The 18990-nt window shown below is 57.9% G+C and carries 20 protein-coding genes; 8 read left to right on the top strand and 12 right to left on the bottom strand.

Features of this window, described 5'->3' with window-relative positions; translation table 11 throughout:
• Positions 1 to 77: 77 nt before the first annotated feature.
• Complete coding sequence (locus tag AC2CHD_RS02855; RefSeq protein WP_484552508.1) at positions 78 to 863, bottom strand: hypothetical protein; 786 nt, start codon at positions 861 to 863, stop codon at positions 78 to 80.
• Between the two features lie 164 nt (positions 864 to 1027).
• On the opposite strand from AC2CHD_RS02855, the gene AC2CHD_RS02850 reads away from it, so the two are divergent.
• The gene (locus tag AC2CHD_RS02850) at positions 1028 to 1555 is read left to right on the top strand and encodes a gamma carbonic anhydrase family protein (RefSeq protein WP_484552507.1); all 528 of its coding nucleotides are present in this window, start codon (positions 1028 to 1030) and stop codon (positions 1553 to 1555) included.
• A 200-nt stretch (positions 1556 to 1755) separates the two neighbouring features.
• Here the strand turns inward: AC2CHD_RS02850 and AC2CHD_RS02845 are convergent, their stop codons facing one another.
• From AC2CHD_RS02845 to AC2CHD_RS02835, 3 genes are all read right to left on the bottom strand, one after another.
• Positions 1756 to 2370 (bottom strand): transglutaminase-like cysteine peptidase, encoded by a 615-nt coding sequence (locus tag AC2CHD_RS02845; protein ID WP_229449170.1) that lies wholly within the window; start codon positions 2368 to 2370, stop codon positions 1756 to 1758.
• Between the two features lie 539 nt (positions 2371 to 2909).
• On the bottom strand, positions 2910 to 3527 hold the full coding sequence (locus AC2CHD_RS02840; protein WP_229449171.1) for a PilZ domain-containing protein: 618 nt from the start codon (positions 3525 to 3527) through the stop codon (positions 2910 to 2912).
• A gap of 92 nt (positions 3528 to 3619) precedes the next feature.
• Positions 3620 to 4258, bottom strand: a complete 639-nt coding sequence (locus tag AC2CHD_RS02835) for a PAS domain-containing protein (RefSeq protein WP_484552506.1) — start codon at positions 4256 to 4258, stop codon at positions 3620 to 3622.
• A 340-nt stretch (positions 4259 to 4598) separates the two neighbouring features.
• Between AC2CHD_RS02835 and AC2CHD_RS02830 the strand changes: the two genes are divergently transcribed.
• The gene (locus AC2CHD_RS02830; protein WP_484552505.1) at positions 4599 to 5348 is read left to right on the top strand and encodes a rhomboid family intramembrane serine protease; all 750 of its coding nucleotides are present in this window, start codon (positions 4599 to 4601) and stop codon (positions 5346 to 5348) included.
• A 97-nt stretch (positions 5349 to 5445) separates the two neighbouring features.
• Positions 5446 to 5877: a CBS domain-containing protein gene (locus AC2CHD_RS02825; protein ID WP_229449174.1), complete on the top strand. Its 432-nt coding sequence runs from the start codon at positions 5446 to 5448 to the stop codon at positions 5875 to 5877.
• 36 nt (positions 5878 to 5913) lie between these two features.
• On the opposite strand, the gene AC2CHD_RS02820 is transcribed toward AC2CHD_RS02825, so the two are convergent.
• Entirely contained in the window at positions 5914 to 6171 is a 258-nt protein-coding gene (locus AC2CHD_RS02820; protein ID WP_484552504.1) for a YjhX family toxin, read from the bottom strand.
• Between the two features lie 288 nt (positions 6172 to 6459).
• Between AC2CHD_RS02820 and gatB the strand changes: the two genes are divergently transcribed.
• The 5 genes from gatB (at position 6460) to AC2CHD_RS02795 (ending at position 10089) form a co-directional block, all read left to right on the top strand.
• Positions 6460 to 7962 (top strand): Asp-tRNA(Asn)/Glu-tRNA(Gln) amidotransferase subunit GatB, encoded by a 1503-nt coding sequence (gatB, locus tag AC2CHD_RS02815; protein WP_484552503.1) that lies wholly within the window; start codon positions 6460 to 6462, stop codon positions 7960 to 7962.
• A gap of 7 nt (positions 7963 to 7969) precedes the next feature.
• Positions 7970 to 8464, top strand: a complete 495-nt coding sequence (locus AC2CHD_RS02810; RefSeq protein ID WP_484552502.1) for a GNAT family N-acetyltransferase — start codon at positions 7970 to 7972, stop codon at positions 8462 to 8464.
• A gap of 32 nt (positions 8465 to 8496) precedes the next feature.
• Complete coding sequence (locus tag AC2CHD_RS02805) at positions 8497 to 8949, top strand: GNAT family N-acetyltransferase (RefSeq protein WP_484552501.1); 453 nt, start codon at positions 8497 to 8499, stop codon at positions 8947 to 8949.
• Between the two features lie 102 nt (positions 8950 to 9051).
• Complete coding sequence (locus AC2CHD_RS02800) at positions 9052 to 9450, top strand: NADH:ubiquinone oxidoreductase subunit NDUFA12 (RefSeq protein ID WP_229449179.1); 399 nt, start codon at positions 9052 to 9054, stop codon at positions 9448 to 9450.
• Between the two features lie 258 nt (positions 9451 to 9708).
• Positions 9709 to 10089, top strand: a complete 381-nt coding sequence (locus AC2CHD_RS02795) for a DUF2155 domain-containing protein (protein ID WP_229449258.1) — start codon at positions 9709 to 9711, stop codon at positions 10087 to 10089.
• A gap of 11 nt (positions 10090 to 10100) precedes the next feature.
• Here the strand turns inward: AC2CHD_RS02795 and aat are convergent, their stop codons facing one another.
• The 7 genes from aat to AC2CHD_RS02760 all read right to left on the bottom strand — a co-directional run bounded on the left by aat (position 10101) and on the right by AC2CHD_RS02760 (position 18374).
• Entirely contained in the window at positions 10101 to 10721 is a 621-nt protein-coding gene (gene aat, locus AC2CHD_RS02790; protein WP_229449180.1) for a leucyl/phenylalanyl-tRNA--protein transferase, read from the bottom strand.
• 47 nt (positions 10722 to 10768) lie between these two features.
• Positions 10769 to 12112 carry an acetyl-CoA carboxylase biotin carboxylase subunit gene (gene accC / locus AC2CHD_RS02785; RefSeq protein ID WP_229449181.1) on the bottom strand — a complete coding sequence of 448 codons (1344 nt, stop codon included), beginning with the start codon at positions 12110 to 12112 and terminating at the stop codon, positions 10769 to 10771.
• 16 nt (positions 12113 to 12128) lie between these two features.
• Positions 12129 to 12596 carry an acetyl-CoA carboxylase biotin carboxyl carrier protein gene (gene accB / locus AC2CHD_RS02780; protein WP_229449182.1) on the bottom strand — a complete coding sequence of 156 codons (468 nt, stop codon included), beginning with the start codon at positions 12594 to 12596 and terminating at the stop codon, positions 12129 to 12131.
• A gap of 21 nt (positions 12597 to 12617) precedes the next feature.
• Positions 12618 to 13061 carry a type II 3-dehydroquinate dehydratase gene (gene aroQ, locus AC2CHD_RS02775; RefSeq protein ID WP_229449183.1) on the bottom strand — a complete coding sequence of 148 codons (444 nt, stop codon included), beginning with the start codon at positions 13059 to 13061 and terminating at the stop codon, positions 12618 to 12620.
• 119 nt (positions 13062 to 13180) lie between these two features.
• A complete protein-coding gene (locus AC2CHD_RS02770; protein WP_229449184.1) occupies positions 13181 to 13948 on the bottom strand; it encodes a DsbA family protein in 768 nt (255 codons plus the stop codon).
• A gap of 83 nt (positions 13949 to 14031) precedes the next feature.
• Positions 14032 to 15393: a M48 family metalloprotease gene (locus tag AC2CHD_RS02765; RefSeq protein WP_484553194.1), complete on the bottom strand. Its 1362-nt coding sequence runs from the start codon at positions 15391 to 15393 to the stop codon at positions 14032 to 14034.
• A 242-nt stretch (positions 15394 to 15635) separates the two neighbouring features.
• A complete protein-coding gene (locus tag AC2CHD_RS02760) occupies positions 15636 to 18374 on the bottom strand; it encodes an Rne/Rng family ribonuclease (protein WP_484552500.1) in 2739 nt (912 codons plus the stop codon).
• Positions 18375 to 18990: the final 616 nt, after the last annotated feature.

Genomic DNA, 18990 nt, shown 5'->3' with positions numbered 1-18990 from the left:
GAAGAAGTCTTTATAGGCCTGCACACCCGGCTGTGCGGGCCTTTTTCTTGCATGAGAGCATTCGGGCATGTCCGCTTTCACTCGGGCGTGTTGAGGAGGCGAGACGCTTTCTGCCTTATCGCCCGGTCGAGAACCTGCCACTCGCTGAGCAGTGCGGCGGGAAAGCGATAGGTCAAGCTTAGGCGGTTGCCTATGTTGATATCCCGTTCGCAGGGTGCCAGGGCCTCTTTTGCGGCAGTGCCCGTCAAGCAGCGGGCCACAAAGGGTTGCTCGGCGTTGTCGGTCTCCGCGATTGCGAGCACTTCGCCCGCAAAACCCGACTCCTTCTTGAAGCGGTGGAAGCGGACATTGCTCGGGCCGGCAACAGAGCGGGCCTCGATGATTTGCCGATAGACCGGTTCCAATCGACTGCTCATGTCCCGAGACATGACCTGCTCTTCGAATGTGAGGAATATGATTTCGCGGGAGCCGCCGACATGATTGAACGCGTCCCGCCGCTCGGAGGCATATCCTTCGAGCTCGGGCCAGGAGAGATAAAGGTCAAGACGCAGCGTCACACCGTCCATGCGCGCGCTCTTAAAGCGTATCGCGTTTTCAGGGACTGTCAGCACGTTGTTTCGGATCACGATTTCGCGGAGCCGATCCGACGTGGTGTGTCCCGCATCGGATAGGGAAGCCCCATACCAGCGCCCGAAACCGAGAATTCCCAGAGACAGCACCAAAAGAAGCAGGCAAAACTGGAAAACGCGGAACGCAAAACGGTTCCTGCGTGCATCCAGCCCCGGGCGGGGATCTCCTGTGGTTTCGTCGGTCGACAGTATTGTGCCCTCACGCATGCCTTTCGTACGGGAAAGAATCAGCATCAAGCTCGCGAACAAGAATGGAGCCTTGGATAGACATGGTAAAGAGAGTGTAAAATCAGGTTCAGAGATACCCTTAGGGTTGCAGGAGGGGTTTTGTCCGCTCACCGTATTCTGATTTGCGGTTGGATGTTGCACAGTGCGCGTTCATCGAACTGGAGTGAACTATGCCGATTTATGCATTGGCGGGCGAAAGCCCGATTTTCGAAGACAGGGAAACCAACTGGATCGCGCCGGATGCATCGGTCATCGGTCGGGTACGCCTTGGCCGCAACGCCGGCATCTGGTTCGGTGCGGTGCTGCGTGGCGACAACGAGCCCATCGAAATCGGCGAGAACACCAACATTCAGGAACATTCGGTGCTGCATACGGATATGGGGTTCCCGCTGACCATTGGGCGTGGCTGCACCATCGGCCACAGGGCGATATTGCATGGCTGCAGGATTGGCGAGAACAGTCTGATCGGCATGGGCGCTATCGTCCTCAACGGAGCCGAAATCGGCAAAAATTGCCTTGTAGGCGCGGGCGCTCTGGTGACGGAAAACAAGAAGATCCCCGACAATTCGCTTGTCGTTGGTTCGCCTGCGAAAGTGGTGAGAGAACTCGATGACGAGGCCATACGCAACCTCCAATGGTCATCGGCTCATTATGTTGAAACTGGAAAGCGCTTCCTGAAAGATCTGAAGCCGCTCTGATGTTCCGCGGAAAAAGGCGGAGCCGACCCATGGGGTGGGCCGGCTCCTGAACCCGGTCGTTGGGGACGGGGAGGTGGGGACTCGACCGGGTGTCCCAAAGCGGACCCGCCTGCGTGGAGGTCATAAATGCAGGAAGGTCCGTTGGATGTCAGCCTGTCATGGGCGCGCTCCGTCCATCGCGCCCACGATTATGAGATGTTTCAGCGGCTCGAAGCAACGCTGCCGACGGCGATGGAGCGCCCATCATTGATGGTGACCCATTTGCCGGAATGAGACGCCGACTGGCGTTTCAGATAGGTGTAGTCCGTATCCGTCCAGACGGAAACACGCGCCTCCAGATTGTCCAGTATATAGTCCCCCATGCTGGTGACGACCGTCAGAACCGCGTGACCATCGCCGTTGGGCTGACGCACAACCGTAATCAGAAGATTGCCGGCCGGAACACCCGCGCGAATGAGGCGCCGACGCTTCTCAAGGACATAGTCCTCGCAGTCGCCATAAGCCTGTGGGTAGGACCAGTACTCTTCAATGCCCCACATTTCCATGTCTGTGCGCGGCATTACCGTCGAGTTGACCGCGTTGTTGACGTCGATCATGGTCTGCCAGAGCTTGCGCGTCAGTTTGACCGGCCGCGGACGCGCCGTGGTCTGGCGGCACTCTTCCGTCTCGCGCTGGCACAGTTCGTAATGCCCGATCGGCTGACTGGTCAGTCCGCCAACTTTCATGAAATTGGGTGTGGCGAACGCGCTCGTGCTGAGCGCTCCGATCACCATTGATGCTGCGGCGATGAGCCGTGCGCCTTTTGAAAGCCCCATTGTCTTATCTCCCCGTTTGAGGAGACAATGACAGAGGGGAATTTATTCCAGGCAAAATTGCACAGTATAAATCGCGCTAAATTCGAATTGTATTTGGTTTTAATAAGAATAGATTTTGAGTTTTATTTGAGGAAAATTTGTCTAAAATTGTAGCGAATTCCACAATCATACCGAAGTGCCCGGGCTGTCACGGTTTTTGGCGTTGCCGATGCGGTGTTGAGGGGGCCGCAACTCGGCGCGGTGGCGAGGTTGTCGCGAGTGTGTACGAGCTGGCGCTTTGACCCGCCCGGGAACACCAGACCTGGTCGGTGCGAGTGAGCATGGAAGCAAGGCGGTGTTTCACTCGCGCCAGTGCGCCGTGATGGCATGTAGGTGCGCGCCAACGACGATATCGGAGTTGAACGCAGCCGTCGTGCTATGTGAGCTTGCAAGGCTCACTCACTTCATTTCAGGCCTGGAAGCCTCTCGTCGCCCGAGAGAGGGAGGTCATTGCTGGAAAATCAGAAAGCCAGGAGGCGTGGATCGGCGCCCTACGGAAATCAGACTTCCGCCGGCAGGGAGAACTCTGCCTCTAGGGCCTGGCGATCCTGAATGCTGGCGAATTCGATGGCGACGCCGTCGTCGAAGTGACGGACCACCTGACCTCGCATTGTGCCAATATGAACCTGCGTGCCACGTTCGGGCCTGACTTCGCTCTCAATGGCGGCCCCGGAGAGCGATAGGTCGATAATGCGGCAACGATACTCGCGACCGTCCGGCAGACGCAGGACGCTGATCGGATTGCGTGGCGCGATGCGCTCGTGACGGCGATCTTCAGGCAGATCCAGTTCGTGCTTGTTGGCCAGCCAGGTAAGCTGGGCCGCGAGTTTATCACGCTTGCGTTCCGAGGCGACCACCGTCATGGCGAAACCATCACGGTTGACCCGGATAATTTCACCTTCAATGCGACCGACATGATCGAGATAGGCGATCACGCGCTCACCCTGTCGTCCGGATCGCTGGGCAATCAGGCAGACATCACCCGGCGACATGTCTGTCACCCGGCAAGCATGCTCGCTACGGTCTTCCAGCATGAAGCGGCCGTAGATCGACACTTTCACGCGCTGAAAACTGCGTCGCTCATCGTCCAGATTGGACCGGTTTATCGCCGCTGACATGGTGGTATGCGCTCTTCGCTCTGGCGGTTCTTGCTGCCCTAAACAGGCAGCGCAATGTTATGCCTAAGCGGTTAACAAGCGGTAAGAGGCAACTATGCGTTGCGTCCCCCGTCAAAAACCACCAGATGACGGAAGCGTCGACCTTGTCCAGGTTCGATCAGGCTGTCCGTGATGGAGCGTTTTTCAGGAACCAGCGGGGGAACCTCAACCGCGGGCCGGTTTTTAAGAAGCACTGGTTCGCGATCGGCATCTATGAGACGAAGAGACGTTACTTCGCAGTCAACGAGACTCTCTGCGCCCAGCCAGAAAGGCTTTTCGCAGGCGAGGAGGGAGCCCATGGCGCGGGGGCTTTCCATGCCGCCTTCCAAAGGCAGCATCAAAAGCTCGAAGGTTGCTTTGTCGCCGGCCTTGTTCTTTCCGTCGAATGTTAGGATGACGACGGATTTCATGTCGAAGACACTGCGCGCGAGCTTCCCCACGACAGTCTGATCGCGGCCGGCCCATAAAGATGCAAAGGAAAGGCCCTTCAGCTCTTTTCCAAATGTGGCACACAGTCTGGTGCCGGCGAGGCGGAACACGGCTTCACCCCGTGCATCCTTCTCGAGAATAAATGTATCTGCCAGAAGGGATTTGATCTCTGCCGGCTCAACTTCCGTGCGCCTGGGGGCCGGACGATTGCCACGCAACCTGTTCCAATATTGGAACAACGTTACCGAACCATCATGTCTCATGCCTCTTGGCTCCTTACTTTCGGCCCGGGCCTGTCTCATAGGCGGACAGGTGCGGGCATTTTCAATAGCGACATGTGGATGGGGTGCAGGTTGCGTGCCAAAGCGCCCGAGGTTGTTCACCTCACCGTTTTGTTAAGGTTAAAAAAGAGTTTCATTTGTAGGGATTCGCCGAAGCTGGCAGGGTTTTGGGAGACGGCAAGGCCGAATCATTGGCAGGCAGATACGGGCAGGACCGAAGTTCTGAATAGAACAAGAACCGGCAGGGGGGGCTCGGCAAAGCCGTTCAGGTTGTTTGACCTGAACGGCTTTTTTCCTTCAGACAGGTCTGCTAGGCAAAATCATGAACAGTGAAGAAGACCGCCGCGCGGAGCTGTCTGCGCAAAACGAGACCCTACCGCATCACAGCGATGACGGACGCGAACCGGTGTTCAATCTGGCGCCTGTAGTGACGGGGCTAGGCCTTCTGTGCATCGCCATCTACGCGGTGGAGGCGTTCTGGCTTAACTTCGATCAGCAGATTTGGCTGATGGTCCATCTCGCGTTCATCCCCTTTCGCTACACGGGGCCGGTGGCGATGGATCTCTATGCCCTGACCAGTCCTGTTACCTATTCGTTTCTGCATGGGAGCTGGGGCCATCTGCTCGTGAACATGGTGTGGCTCGCCGCGTTCGGCTCTCCGCTTGCCAACCGGATTGGTGCGATCAGATTCCTTTGTTTCTGGGTGGCCGGAGCTTTGGCCGCAGTGGCGCTTCACTTTTTCCTTTACCCTTCATCGATGGTTCCGCTCGTGGGGGCTTCCGGTTCGATCTCGGCGATGATGGGAGCAGCAGCTCGGTTTGCCTTCCGGGTCGATCGCCGGGCGCAGAAGCCGGCGTTCACCGGTCCGGTCCTGCCGGTATCAGTGGTTTTGAGGTCGCGCATGGTGCTGGTCTTTCTTGGTGTTTGGATGGTTGCAAACCTCGTGACGGGCCTATTCAGCGGGACCGCGGTCGATGGGCCACAGATCGCATGGGAGGCCCATATCGGTGGCTTTCTTCTGGGATTTTTTGGCGTTCGGGCATTCGAACCCGGTCAGGCTGCCCGTTACTAGATTCGGCTACTTGTTGAGCGCCTGATGGAATTGCGACACTTGCCAAGCCGTCTTGCTCGGCGCAACATTGGCTTGTTGCGAGGAGAAGGAGATTGCCATGACGGTGAAGGCCATTCTGGACGCCAAAGGGCGCAATGTCGTCACCATTGCCCCAGATATGAAGCTCGCGGACGCAGCAAAGCTTCTGTCGGAACGCGGTATCGGTGCCGTCGTGGTGACCGAGCGCGATGGCCGTATTGCCGGCATATTGTCGGAACGCGACATTGTGCGCGTTGTCGGCAGGGATGGTGCTGTTGCTCTCGATCAGCCGATTTCCAGGGTTATGACGTCGAAGGTGCAGCGCTGTCATGAGCAGAACACCATCAACGAGGTCATGCAGATCATGACCACGGGGCGTTTTCGCCATCTCCCAGTGGAAGAAAACGGCAAGATTGCCGGCATCATTTCCATCGGAGACGTGGTCAAGAAGCGGATCGAGGATGTGGAGCGTGAGGCGGAAGACATCCGCAGCTACATCGCCACAGCCTGAAAAATGAGAGGCTGCCTTTCGGCAGCCTCGCCCAACCTAGCGGTTGTCACCTTGTGAGCGAACCAATTCCAGTCCGCGTCTTGTAATGCGGTAAGGTCCGCCATTGCGCGACTTGATTGCGCGTTTGCGTTTGATTTTTCTGAAGATGATCATGTCGAGGCCGGGTAAATACCAGCCATCGCGGGTGATGCAGTTCAGTTCGATGATCTGGCCGCGGTCATCTTTCTCAATGTCTATGCGGCCGCCCTGCGCCAATATGTGCAGGATGCGCTGTTCTGCGCGGGAAATGTCCATTTCTTGAAGTCCTGGAAAAAACCAGTGGCCAAATGGCCACAAAACATCGCCGCGCCATCTCTGGATGGTGCGGGGGTTTCAAGGTTTTCTCGCCCCGACCCTGTCTTCGTTCAGGTTCGGGGCCTTACCGGGCCTCAAGGCTGATGGACATAAAAACTCCGTTCGTTCGGAGGTTTCATAATGCAAACTTCGGCAGGAATAAAGCGCTTGGCTTGCCACAGGAGAGTGTTTGGTCTAGCGAATGCGCATTCATCATAGAACCATCCGACTGCACGGCACCGTGAACCCATGACAATCATCGATACGCGCACGCCCGATCCCAAGCGTTTTATCTCCGGAGCCACTGGCGACTGGGAAATTATCGTCGGCATGGAAATCCATGCGCAGGTTACCTCTGAAGCAAAGCTCTTCTCGGGTGCCTCCACGTCTTTCGGCGCTGAGCCCAATGCCAATGTTTCTCTCGTGGATGCGGCCATGCCCGGCATGCTTCCGGTGATCAATGAAGTGTGCGTGAAGCAGGCAATCCGCACGGGGCTGGGCCTTAAGGCGCAGATCAACCTGCGCTCCGTTTTCGACCGCAAAAACTATTTCTATCCGGACCTGCCCCAGGGCTACCAGATTTCCCAGTTCAAGCAGCCGATCGTCGGCGAGGGCAAGGTGACTGTTTCAGTCGGCCCGGCCAAGGACGGCTCGTTCGAGGAGATCGAGGTTGGCATTGAACGTCTGCATCTGGAACAGGACGCCGGCAAGTCGATGCATGACCAGCATCCGACCATGTCTTATGTGGATCTCAACCGATCCGGCGTTGCGCTGATGGAGATCGTCTCCAAGCCCGACATACGTTCCGCTGACGAGGCCAAGGCTTTCCTGACAAAGCTGCGCACCATCCTGCGCTATCTGGGCACTTGCGATGGCAATATGGATGAAGGCTCCATGCGTGCCGATGTCAATGTGTCCGTACGCCGGCCCGGTGGTGAATTTGGCACACGTTGCGAGATCAAGAACGTGAATTCGGTGCGTTTCGTCGGGCAGGCCATCGAATCGGAGGCGCGCCGCCAGATCGCCATTCTGGAAGACGGCGGTAAGATCGACCAGGAGACGCGTCTCTTTGATCCTGTCAAGGGCGAGACCCGCTCCATGCGCTCCAAGGAAGAAGCGCATGATTACCGCTATTTCCCGGATCCGGATCTGGTGCCGCTGGAGTTCGACCAGGCATATGTGGATGCGCTTGCCGCTGATCTCACCGAGCTTCCCGATGAGAAGAAGGCACGGTTCATCGAGACATTCGGTCTTTCGGAATATGACGCATCGGTGCTTATTGCCGAGAAGGCCACAGCGGATTTTTTCGAGAAAGTTGCTGAAGGCCGTGACGGCAAGGCCGCAGCCAACTGGGTCATCAACGATCTTCTTGGCGCGTTGAACAAGGCCGGGCAGGGGATCGAGGACACAAGCGTGACCCCCGACCAGCTGGGCGCTATCATCGACCTGATCAAGGACGGTACGATTTCCGGCAAGATTGCCAAGGACCTGTTTGAGATCGTTTTCACTGAGGGCGGCGATCCGCGTGTCATCGTTGAAGAACGCGGGATGAAGCAGGTCACCGATACCGGTGCCATCGAAAAGGCCGTGGATGAGGTGATCGCGGCCAATCCGGACAAGGTCGAACAGGCCAAGGCCAAGCCTACGCTTGCCGGCTGGTTCGTCGGGCAGGTGATGAAGGCTACGGGCGGCAAGGCCAATCCGCAGGCGGTCAACGCGCTTGTGAAGGAAAAGCTCGGGATCGATGCCTGATAACGGCATGGATTTTTTCGTACGCACGGCAAGCGAGCGGGACTTGCCCGCCGTGCGTGCGCTTCTCGTGCAGACGTGGCACGACACCTATGACCCGATCTATGGGCGCGAGCGTGTGGTTGAAATTACCGATAGTTGGCATTCTCTGGATGCACTGAGCGCGCGTCTGAAACGGCCACACTCGGAATTCGTTGTTGCGGATAGTGGCCAGCGGATCGGCGGGATGGCGTTTGCAGTGGCCGGCGATGACGGGAAGAAAATCCAGCTGCATCAGCTCTATGTGCATCCTGATTGCCAGGGAAAAGGCATCGGAATGGCGCTTTTCTCCGAGATTGCTCAGTGTTTTCCTGAAGCGCGTGAAATCACGCTCGAGGTTGAAGAGGCGAACAGCAGGGCAAGAGCCTTTTACGAACATCTGGGATTTGAGGAGGTTGGGAGAAGCGGCGACTGCGGTGGTGCGGGCTTCGAGCTGCCGGCGCTCATTTATCGCCGGGGGCTTTGATGGTGACGGGTGAGGGAGCGCGCACCGAAGGAATGTTGATACGAATCGCCGAAAGGCGTGATGTGGGGGCCATCGTCGCACTCTTTGCTGCGGATGCCGTGGGTGGTCATGGTGACACAACCGACCCCGATTCTGCAGAGGCCTATCTCGCGGCATTCGAGCGCATTAGCGATAGCCCGAATGACACGCTTTACGTGGCCGAACTGAACGGCGAGATCGTCGGTACATTCCAGACAACGCTCATTCCGGGAATGCCGGGTCGCGGTGGTACAAGCTTTCAGATCGAGGCTGTGCAGACGCGGCAGGATATGCGCGGCCGTGGAATAGGTGCGTTGATGATCAACCACGCCGTTTCAAAGGCGAGGGCGGCCAATGCCCGTCTGGTACAGCTTATGTCCAATGAGACGCGCGAGCGCGCGCACGGGTTTTATGAGCGGCTTGGCTTTGCCAAAAGTCATGTCGGTTTCAAGATGAAGCTGAAATGACTCTGGAGGATCGACTGGAGGTCTTGCCTTCCGGCGCAGCGGACGCCATAACGCCAACCACGAGCCATCTGTGACGATGACAGCGAGCGACTTGAGGACGCCATGAAGAAGTTTTTGCTTCAGTTTTTCACCTGGTGGAACGGCCAGACGCTGGGCACGCGCTTCCACACGTGGCGCAAGGGCACACGCGTCGGTGAAGACGAATTCGGAAACATCTATTATGAAGGTGGTAAGGATTCCGAGGGACGCACGCGCCGCTGGGTGATCTATAATGGCATTTCCGATGCTTCGCTCGTTCCGCCCGGTTGGCATGGCTGGCTGCACCACCGTGTCGACGTGGCGCCTGTCGACGAGAACTACACGCCGCGCGAGTGGCAGAAACCGCATCTTCCCAATCTGACCGGCTCCCCCGCAGCCTACCGTCCGAAAGGTTCGATTGCCACTGGGGCGGATCGCCCGCGTGTGACTGGCGACTATGACGCCTGGACGCCCGGCGGCTGAGGCTGATCGCTGATCTCGCCACAATTGCGCAGTAGATTGCTGTTCGTCCATACGGACGCACAAAGGACGATCTGAACCATCGATAGAGCATCGGAACCAGCCGAATACCGGATTCCACTTTTCGGTCTGATGCTCTAGTCGTAAGCTTGACCGGGTTCTGGGCGATTCCGTCTGGTTGTCAGAGCTTGCAAGCGAACAAAACGGGTGTGGAGCCATATGAAGTCAGGCCAGAAGAAAAACGCCAGTTTCGGGCTGCTTATGGCGATGGGACTGGCGATAATGGCGACTGCGCCGGTCCAGGCTGCCAGAATCAAGCATCCGGTTGCCGAATTTACGGGTATCGACAAGATTACCGGACGAATCATCGCCTTTGATGTTTACATGGACGAGACAGTTCAGTTCGGAGCGCTGCAGGTCACGCCGCGGGTTTGTTACACGTCCGAGGAAACCGAAGAGCCACGCACCGACGCGTTTGTGGAAGTGGATGAGATCACCCTGGACCGGGAGATTCGACGCATCTTCACGGGCTGGATGCTTGCCGAGAGCCCTGGTCTGAACGCCGTCGAGCATGCGGTCTACGATGTCTGGCTCAAGGGCTGCAAGGAAGACACTGACGTACCCCCGCCGGAAACCAACTGATCTGAGCTCCGTTACGGATTGAAGCGGGCTTCACCGCTCTGCAGGGCCTCCTGCAAGAGCTGCTCGTAGCGGGCTCTGGGGACATCTATCGCCCCAAACTGCTTCAGATGCGGCGTGGTGAATTGCGTATCGAGGAGCATGAAGCCCTGTGCGCGCAGGCGCTCCACAAGGTGAGCAAGACAGATTTTTGACGCGTCGGTGCGGCGCGAGAACATGCTCTCACCAAAGAAAGCGCGCCCCAAGGTCACGCCGTACAGCCCGCCGACCAACCCTTCATCCGTCCAGGCTTCCACGGTGTGGCAATGGTCATTTTCAAACAAAAGCCCGTAGGCTTCGCGGATCGGAGCATTGATCCACGTTTCATCGCTGTCGCGCCGCGCTTCTGCACAGCCTTCAATCACCCCGTCAAAGTCTGTGTCGAAAGCAATGCGAAAAGGGTTGCGACGCAGGCGCTTTGCCAAGCTTTTGGGAACGTGAAACGCATCCAGCGGGATGATGCCACGCGTCTCTGGCCGCACCCAAAAAACCTCCGGATCCTCCGCGCTTTCCGCCATCGGGAAAACCCCGGTGGCGTATGCCCGAAGAAGAAGATCCGGAGGAATCCGAAATCCTGGTGCGAAAGGTCGTGCCATCGTGTCCAACCGGCGCGGCGCCGGAGAATCACAGCGAGCGGCGAGCCTCAGCTCGTCTTTGCCAGGTAATTCTCCAGCCAGTGGATGTCGTAATCGCCATTGGCGATGTCAGGATTGCCGACCAGATCCTGGAACAGCGGCAGGGTGGTCTTGATGCCATCCACCACAAATTCGTCCAGAGCGCGGCGCAGACGCATCATGCACTCAACGCGATTGCGCCCATGCACGATCAGCTTGCCGATCAGGCTGTCGTAGTAAGGCGGGATGCGGTAACCCGAATAGACGCCTGAATCAACGCGAATTCCCAGACCGCCCGGCGTGTGGAAGTGCGAGATGGTGCCGGGTGAGGGCGTGAAGGTGCGCGGGTCTTCGGCATTGATGCGGCACTCAATGGCGTGGCCCTCGAAGCGAACCTCATCCTGTGTGCAGGAAAGACCGCCGCCAGAGGCAACGCGAATCTGTTCGTGCACCAGATCGATGCCGGTGATGGCTTCGGTGACCGGATGCTCCACCTGGAGACGGGTGTTCATTTCGATGAAGTAGAATTCACCGTTCTCGTAGAGAAACTCAATCGTACCGGCGCCCGAATAGCCGAGATCGGCGATCGCCTTTGAGACGACTTCGCCGATGCGGTTGCGCTGTTCGACATTGAGAGCGGGAGAGTTGGCCTCTTCCCAAACTTTCTGATGGCGGCGCTGGAGCGAGCAGTCACGTTCGCCCAGATGGATGGCATTTCCAGCACCGTCGCCCATCACCTGAACCTCGATGTGGCGCGGCTTTTCGAGATATTTCTCGATATACACCGCGTCGTCGCCGAAGGCTGCACCAGCTTCCGAGCGCGCTGTTGAAAGCGCCTCAGCGAGATCGGCCTCGGTGCGTGCGACCTTCATGCCGCGGCCGCCGCCGCCGGCAGAGGCCTTGATCAGAACCGGGTATCCGATGTCAGCGGCAATCCGCTTGGCTTCCACATCGTCGGTAACGGCGCCATCGGAGCCCGGAACGACGGGAATGCCAAGCTCTTTCACGGTTTTCTTGGCCGTGATCTTGTCGCCCATAATCCGGATATGTTCCGCAGAAGGCCCGATGAAGGTGAGGTTGTGGGCTGCCAGAATCTCGGAGAACTTGGCGTTTTCGGAGAGAAAACCGTAACCGGGATGAACGGCATCCGCACCGGTGATCTCGCATGCAGCCAGAATTTGATGAATGTTCAGATAGCTGTCGCGCGAGGGTGGTGGCCCGATGCATACACTTTCGTCGGCAAGGCGCACATGCATCGCATCCGCGTCGGCCGTGGAATGGACGGCGACGGTCTGGATGCCGAGCTCCTTGGCGGCGCGCAGAACGCGCAGGGCGATTTCGCCGCGATTGGCGATGAGGATTTTGTGAAACATGCGCGCCTGTCCCGGACTACTCGATCACAACCAGCGGCTCGCCGAACTCGACCGGCTGGGCATCCTCAAAGAGGATCGCTGTCACGGTGCCGGAGCGGGGAGCGGGGATCTGGTTCATGGTTTTCATCGCTTCGATGATGAGAAGCGTCTGGCCCTCCTTCACGGACTGACCGACCTGGATGAAGGGGCTCGCGCCTGGCGCGGGCGCCGCATAGGCGGTTCCGACCATCGGGGACGGCACGGCATTCTTTGAATCAGCCGGATTTGCGGTGGGAGCCTCTTCCTTGGGCGAAACCGCGGGTGCAGCAGGAGCGGGAGCGGGGGCTGGCGCCGCGTAGGTCTGCACCGCCGCAGCGGCCTGCTTGGCCACGCGAATCCGCAGATCGTCCTGCTCGACCTCGATTTCAGTGAGATTGGTGTCGTTCAAGATCGTCGCAAGCTCGCGAATGAGTTGCTGATCGACCCCCGTCTTTTTTGTCGACATATTGTTATTCCTGCCTTGTTCTCAATCGGGCTGGCTTGCGGCCAACGCATCCAGCGCGAGTACATAACCGATTGTGCCCAAACCGCAAATCATGCCTTTTGCGGCCGGAGCAATCATCGAAACGTGGCGAAAGGCCTCGCGTGCGTGAATGTTGGAGATATGCACCTCGATCACCGGTAGCGGACTGACGGCGCGGATTGCATCGTGAAGGGCAATGGACGTGTGCCCATAGGCACCGGGATTGATGACGACCCCAATCGCGCTTTCACCTGCTTCATGGATCCAGTCAACGAGGTCGCCTTCGTGGTTGGACTGGCGAAACTCGACCTGCATTCCAAGAACCGAGGCCTTTTCCTGGCATGATGCTTCGATCCCCGCCAGGGTATCGCCGCCGTAAATGCCGGGCTCCCGTTTGCCGAGCGCATTCAGATTGGGCCCGTTCAATATGAAGACTGTTTTCGCCATGAAATTGTCCCCTGGCCCTTCGCAACATGCTCCGTATGCTCCTCTATAGAGGGCTTAGACCGTGCCGCAAAGATGGCAAGGGGCTTCTTTGTCTGTCCACAGCGCGCTCGACGCGCCGATCAATTGCTCTGCGAGCGTGCCTGGTCGATTTTCTCGGCAAGAACATCCTTGCCAAGGGCGCCGAACACCACTTCATCGCCGATGACATAAGCGGGTGTACCGGTGACCGCAAGCTGATTCGCCAGTTCATAAGTCTCGGCAAAAATCTTTTGAATGGCGGGGTTCTCCATTTCCTTGCGCAACTCGGTCTCGTCGATCCCTGCCTCCTTAGCAATCTTGATTGCCAAATTGCCATCGGCGCGCGTTTCTGCACCTAGGAGCTGCTGATGAAACTCGGCGTATTTTTCCGGCGCGATGGCGTGCACAGCCATCGACACCACGTGAGCTTCACGGGATTGGGCGGAGAGGATGGGAAACTCCTTGAGAACGAAGCGAACATCATCATTCTCTTCCACCAGTGCCTGCATATCGGCCATGGCCCGTTTGCAGTATCCGCAATTGTAGTCAAAGAATTCAACCACAGTGATGGCTGCGTCCGGATTGCCGACCACACCGTCATAGGGACTATTGAAAAGCTGGTCTTTCTTTTCTTCCATGACAGCTTGCTGAGCCATTTTTTGCTCTTCACGCTGCTTGGCCTCAAGCGCATCCTGAACCTCCAGAAGGAGTTCGGGATTGTTGAGCAGGTAGTCGCGAACAATCTGTTCCACTTCTGGCTTGCCAAGCGGTGCCGCAGTCTCGGCTTGTGCAGCAACGCTGAACAGCGTGAAGGGCGCAAGCACAGCGGCCGTGGCGGCGAGCACTCGGATTTTTCTCGTGAAGATCATGTCATGTTCCGATTCATCTGTTTGGTTGAGCGGGTGCACTCATGCATCACTCATGGGTGCGGACGGGGCCGCAAAGGTTCATCCTAACCCGGTTTCTTGAATTGAATGATGTCCTGCGCACGCAGCCAGCCGGGCGTGCCGCGTTTCATGCGCTTTTGCGCTCTGGTGGCAAAGATTTTCGCATCCTGATACTGGCCGAGATGGAAATAGCCTTCTGCGGTGGCCAGTTCGGCAGCAGCGATTTCGCCGATCTGGCCATAAGCCTGGGCAAGATACCGATAGCCATTGGCATATTCGGGCTCGCGCGACAGGCCGGTTTGCAGCTCCGAAGCAGCTTTTCTCACCAGGTCCGGCTTGCCAGTCGCAAGCAGGGCCTGTCCGTAGCCCACCTGCAGAAGGCCCGGGGTTCCAGGCGCAAGGGAAAGTGCGCGCGCATACGCATTGGCGGCGTCTTCAGGCCGGTTGGCTTTGATGAGGATATCTCCACGAAGTTCCTGGAGATAGGGGTTGCCTGGCATTTGAGAAATCAGCGCGTCAACCTTTTGCAAGGCGGTACGCGGATTGCCAGTAAGATATGTGGAGATCGCATCGCCATAGCGTGCAGGGATGCCACGAGGATCGTTGCGGAACAGGCGCTGCACAGCCTGGCCGCCCTCCATGTAGGCGGCAATCTTGGCGCGCATCATGTCATGACGCAGCTGCAGTTCAGGCGGATCCTTGCGATCGAAGTGGCTGCTCTTGCGGGCGAGCTCCTCCAGATTGGCGATGCGTTCACGCGGCATGGGATGGCTAATCTGGTAGGGGTCGACATTGACCCCGGCGAGTGCCATGCCACCTGCCAAACGTTCGAACGTTTTAAGCATTCCTCTGGCCGACTGTCCGGTCCGATTGAGGTATTCAATAGCGGTCCGGTCCGCAGTGGCTTCTTCGGAACGCTGATAGCCAAGCAGGCTGCGGCGCGCCATTTCGGCGCCTCCAGCCGCCATGCCAACGCCAGCAGATGCCAGCCCGCGAGAGTCAGAGGCCGCGCCTGCGACGCCCGCACCGATTCCGATCAGGGCAGAAACGATCGCCATGGTTTGGGCCCGCTGCAACTGTTGGCGCAAACGCTCCTGGTGGCCGCCCGCGATATGGCCGGCTTCATGGGCGATCACGCCGATCACCTCGTTGGGGGTCTCCGCATCCGTCAGAGCGCCAGTGTGAATGAAGATACGGCGTCCATCCACAAACGCATTGAAGCTGCGATTGTTGACCAGGACAATATCGATACCAGATCTCGCAAGCCCAGCGGCCTTGAGAATCGGGCGAGCGTATTCCGAGATAAGCGCTTCAATTTCCGCGTCGCGGACAACGGTCACCCGGGCCTGTGCAAATGCGGCAGGGGCCGTGACCATGGTCAGATAAGCGGCAGCTAGGAAGAAGGCAATCGTTCGCGTCACAGTCATGTAGGCCATGGGGTTTCTCACAAGCATTGCCGAAGTGGTAGACGAGCATAAGGGCAATGGGAAGGCAGAACCGCGTGTGATCATGGAGTTGTGATCCATCGCGTCGCTATGTCCCGAACGCAAGAAGCCGGCGCGGGGCGCCGGCTTCCGGTGATGAAAGAACGAAGGCTGGAAGCGGAATTCGGTGTTCTCCAGTCGTCGATCAAAAAGTTGAGCGTCTCACGCTCTTCCAGGTTCGCGGCCTAGAAGAAACTTTTACGTTGCCACCAGCCGGTTTTGCGCGGTCGATCAGTTTCCGATGATTCTGACGACGACACCACGGGTTCGGCTTCTGCCGCAACACCGTCTCTGGCAGGACGTTCGTTTTCCTCTGCCTTGGCTTTTGTTGAGGTCCGCCGGGTGGAGGTTCGACGTTTTTTCGTAGCCGCGGTCACACTCTCTTCAGATGCAACTGTCTCGGTGGACACGTCCTCGGCAGCCTTCTTTTCTGCAGGGGGTGTTGCGCCATTGCTCGTGTCTTCCGGCGTATGGGCTTCGGCTGCGGAAGTTGACGTCTTGCGTGCACGACGGCGCGGTTTCTTGGCCGGCTTCTCATCTGTTGCAGCTTCCTGCTGGGCGTCGGCCGGTGTTTCCTGTTGTACCGCCTCTGCCGATGCTTCGATGTTGTCCGAATTGTCGGCCTGCACCGTTTCGGAAGCGACGGTTTCGCCGTCCTGATTCACATCCTGGGATTGGCTCTCTCGGCGGTTTTTCCGCCCGCCCCGTTTTCCGCGATGGCGCTTCTTGCGTTCGCCTTCACCGGCTTCGGCGGTCGCGGTGTCGAGAGTTTCCTCGGCGGTCGCAATCTCGTCTTTTGCGTTCCCGTCGGTCGCGTTGGCGTCAACTGCGCTGTGCTCTGTGCTTTCAGCTGTGCTCTGCTCGGTCGCAGCCTCGCCATTGTTGTTGCGATTGCGACCACCGCGCCGCTTGCGCTTGCGCCGACGTTTGCGAGGCTCGCCATCCTCACCATTGGTGGCTTCGTGGGAAGGAGCGGCGGCTTCTTCCGGTTCCGAAATTTCGATCGGAGCGGTCGGGGCAGGCTGTTCCATACCGGACTTGTCCGCTGGTTGCTGCCTTGTGATCGCAAAATGCTGCGCGCCGACTTCATCATCCGCTTCAACGGTGATGCTCACGCCGAAGCGATTTTCCATCTCAACGAGGTTGGCGCGCTTGTGGTTGAGGAGATAAAGCGCTGTGGGTGTGGGGGTCCTTACAGCGATATTGTTGCGGGAATCCTTGAGAAGATATTCCTCAATGGAGCGGACCACGAACAATGCCACCGAGGAATCGGAACGAATATGCCCCGTGCCACCGCAATGTGGGCAGGGCTGCATCGTGCTTTCAAGAACGCTTGCACGAATGCGCTGACGCGACATTTCCAGAAGTCCGAAATGCGAGATCCGCCCCACCTGAATGCGTGCGCGATCATTCTTGAGGCAGTCCTTGAGCCGCTTTTCGACGGCACGGTTGTTTCGGTTTTCCTCCATATCGATGAAGTCGATCACGATCAGGCCTGCGAGATCCCGCAAGCGCAACTGACGCGCAACTTCTTCCGCGGCTTCCAGATTGGTCTGGAGCGCGGTGTCTTCAATGGAGTGTTCTTTCGTGGAACGGCCGGAATTGACATCGATCGCGACCAGCGCTTCCGTCTGGTTGATGATGATGTAGCCACCTGATTTCAATGTCACCTGGGGTTGCAGCATCCGGTCCAGCTGCGCTTCGATGCCATTGCCTGCGAAGATCGGCGTGACCTCACGATAGGGCTGCACGACCTTTGCGTGGCTCGGCATGAGCATCCGCATGAAATCCTTGGCTTCGCGATAACCCTCCTCGCCAGCGACTAGAACTTCGCCGATATCCTTGTTGTAGAGGTCGCGTACGGATCGTTTGATCAGGCTCCCTTCCTCATAAACCAGGGCAGGGGCCGTTGATTCCAGCGTCAGGGTGCGGACCTTTTCCCATAGACGCATCAGATAATCGTAGTCGCGCTTGATTTCCGCCTTGGTGCGGTTGGCGCCGGCTGTGCGCAGGATCACTCCCATGCCCTGCGGAACATCGAGCTGTTTTACCACATCCTTCAGGCGTTTGCGGTCCTGAACATTGGTGATCTTCCGCGAGATGCCGCCGCCGCGAGCGGTGTTTGGCATCAGGACAGAGTAACGTCCGGCGAGCGAAAGATAGGTGGTCAACGCCGCGCCCTTGTTGCCGCGTTCTTCCTTGACCACCTGGACCAGAAGTATCTGGCGGCGCTTTATGACTTCTTGGATCTTGTAATTTTTGCGGGCAGCACGACGCGGGGGCTGAACCTCTTCAAGCGCGTCATCGGCGCCTACAGTGTCGACGTTCTCTTCCTCGTCGTCGCCGTTGCTTTCGTCGACGTCGCCATCGTCCTTGAAGCGGCCGCGGCGGGAGCGTTTGGCACGGGGTTCTTCCGAAACGACGTCTCCTGCCGCCTCGGCAGCCATGGATGCGGGCTTGTCCTCGCCTTCATCTTCGACGGTGTCGTCGTCACCGGACGAATCATTTTTCTCTTCGTCGCCGACGCTTTCGTCCTGCTTCGCAGATTTCTTGCGGGTGTTGGCGCGGCGACGCTTCCGTCCGTTCTTCTGTGACTGACGCTGTTCGCCTTCCTCCTCGTCTTCGTCCGCCTTGGCTTCCGCCGCCTCGGCCTCGATGAGTGCCTGACGGTCGGCTACCGGGATCTGGTAGTAGTCAGGATGGATCTCGCTGAAGGCGAGAAAGCCGTGCCTGTTTCCACCATATTCGACGAATGCCGCCTGAAGCGAAGGTTCGACACGTGTGACACGCGCAAGATAGATATTTCCGCGAAGCTGCTTCTTATCCTGAGATTCGAAATCGAATTCTTCGATGCGATTACCGCGAAGGACGACAACCCTTGTTTCCTCCGGATGGGAGGCATCTATTAGCATTTTGTTCGGCATAAATTCTTGTCTCCCCGGCAGGGAACGATTGTCGGGCCGGACTCCACGTGGGTCGCCGCAAGCCAGTGTGACAATCTGTGCCGGATAATCTGAGGTTCGTCGGCGTTGAAGGCCGCGCGAAATTGGGCCGGAACACCGATTTCGCGGTGCGCTTTAATCCGGATCTATTTCCAATCGCGCCTGAAGCCATTCCATCGCCCGGCAGAACCGTTTCAACCAAAGCCCGGATTTACGGGCCAGCTTTTGCTCATAGCGAGCCGGCACGGACGTTTCTTAAGGTCCGGCCGTTTCCTACGTCAGAGCTCTCATGTCTGGAGATTGCCCTGAAAAATTCCTTCTGAATCACCGCCCGTTCCGGTTTGCGGCGGCGGAAAAGGTTCGCCCCATTGCTCATCGCCGTTTGTCAGCAGGGACTCAAACCAAGGACGCTTATCGCGATGATTCATAGATGCTTTTATGATTTGACAGTTGTATTGGCAACCCTGATTTCCATCGGCGGGCTGCGCTGAAGGCTGATGGAGAAGCGCGTCATCAATTGCCCAACGGTTGCCGACAGCGCATAAAAACTGGGAATTTTCCGGCGATTCGAAAGAAAAACGCCATTTTTCTCAGAAGG

This window comes from Nitratireductor sp. ATLC21, from assembly GCF_057196525.1.
The sequence above is the reverse complement of the archived record's forward strand: the minus strand, read 5'-3'. Positions and strand labels throughout refer to the sequence as shown.

Coding starts and splice junctions, on each gene's coding strand:
- AC2CHD_RS02850 (WP_484552507.1), top strand. CDS start 1,028: ATGCCGATTTATGCATTGGCGGGCGAAAGCCCGATTTTCGAAGACAGG.
- AC2CHD_RS02810 (WP_484552502.1), top strand. CDS start 7,970: ATGGATTTTTTCGTACGCACGGCAAGCGAGCGGGACTTGCCCGCCGTG.
- aat (WP_229449180.1), bottom strand. CDS start 10,721: ATGGCACGACCTTTCGCACCAGGATTTCGGATTCCTCCGGATCTTCTT.
- AC2CHD_RS02825 (WP_229449174.1), top strand. CDS start 5,446: ATGACGGTGAAGGCCATTCTGGACGCCAAAGGGCGCAATGTCGTCACC.
- AC2CHD_RS02835 (WP_484552506.1), bottom strand. CDS start 4,258: ATGAGACATGATGGTTCGGTAACGTTGTTCCAATATTGGAACAGGTTG.
- AC2CHD_RS02770 (WP_229449184.1), bottom strand. CDS start 13,948: ATGATCTTCACGAGAAAAATCCGAGTGCTCGCCGCCACGGCCGCTGTG.
- AC2CHD_RS02765 (WP_484553194.1), bottom strand. CDS start 15,393: ATGACTGTGACGCGAACGATTGCCTTCTTCCTAGCTGCCGCTTATCTG.
- gatB (WP_484552503.1), top strand. CDS start 6,460: ATGACAATCATCGATACGCGCACGCCCGATCCCAAGCGTTTTATCTCC.
- AC2CHD_RS02840 (WP_229449171.1), bottom strand. CDS start 3,527: ATGTCAGCGGCGATAAACCGGTCCAATCTGGACGATGAGCGACGCAGT.
- AC2CHD_RS02830 (WP_484552505.1), top strand. CDS start 4,599: ATGAACAGTGAAGAAGACCGCCGCGCGGAGCTGTCTGCGCAAAACGAG.
- AC2CHD_RS02800 (WP_229449179.1), top strand. CDS start 9,052: ATGAAGAAGTTTTTGCTTCAGTTTTTCACCTGGTGGAACGGCCAGACG.
- aroQ (WP_229449183.1), bottom strand. CDS start 13,061: ATGGCGAAAACAGTCTTCATATTGAACGGGCCCAATCTGAATGCGCTC.
- accB (WP_229449182.1), bottom strand. CDS start 12,596: ATGTCGACAAAAAAGACGGGGGTCGATCAGCAACTCATTCGCGAGCTT.
- AC2CHD_RS02805 (WP_484552501.1), top strand. CDS start 8,497: ATGTTGATACGAATCGCCGAAAGGCGTGATGTGGGGGCCATCGTCGCA.
- AC2CHD_RS02820 (WP_484552504.1), bottom strand. CDS start 6,171: ATGGACATTTCCCGCGCAGAACAGCGCATCCTGCACATATTGGCGCAG.
- AC2CHD_RS02855 (WP_484552508.1), bottom strand. CDS start 863: ATGCTGATTCTTTCCCGTACGAAAGGCATGCGTGAGGGCACAATACTG.
- accC (WP_229449181.1), bottom strand. CDS start 12,112: ATGTTTCACAAAATCCTCATCGCCAATCGCGGCGAAATCGCCCTGCGC.
- AC2CHD_RS02795 (WP_229449258.1), top strand. CDS start 9,709: ATGGCGATGGGACTGGCGATAATGGCGACTGCGCCGGTCCAGGCTGCC.
- AC2CHD_RS02760 (WP_484552500.1), bottom strand. CDS start 18,374: ATGCCGAACAAAATGCTAATAGATGCCTCCCATCCGGAGGAAACAAGG.
- AC2CHD_RS02845 (WP_229449170.1), bottom strand. CDS start 2,370: ATGGGGCTTTCAAAAGGCGCACGGCTCATCGCCGCAGCATCAATGGTG.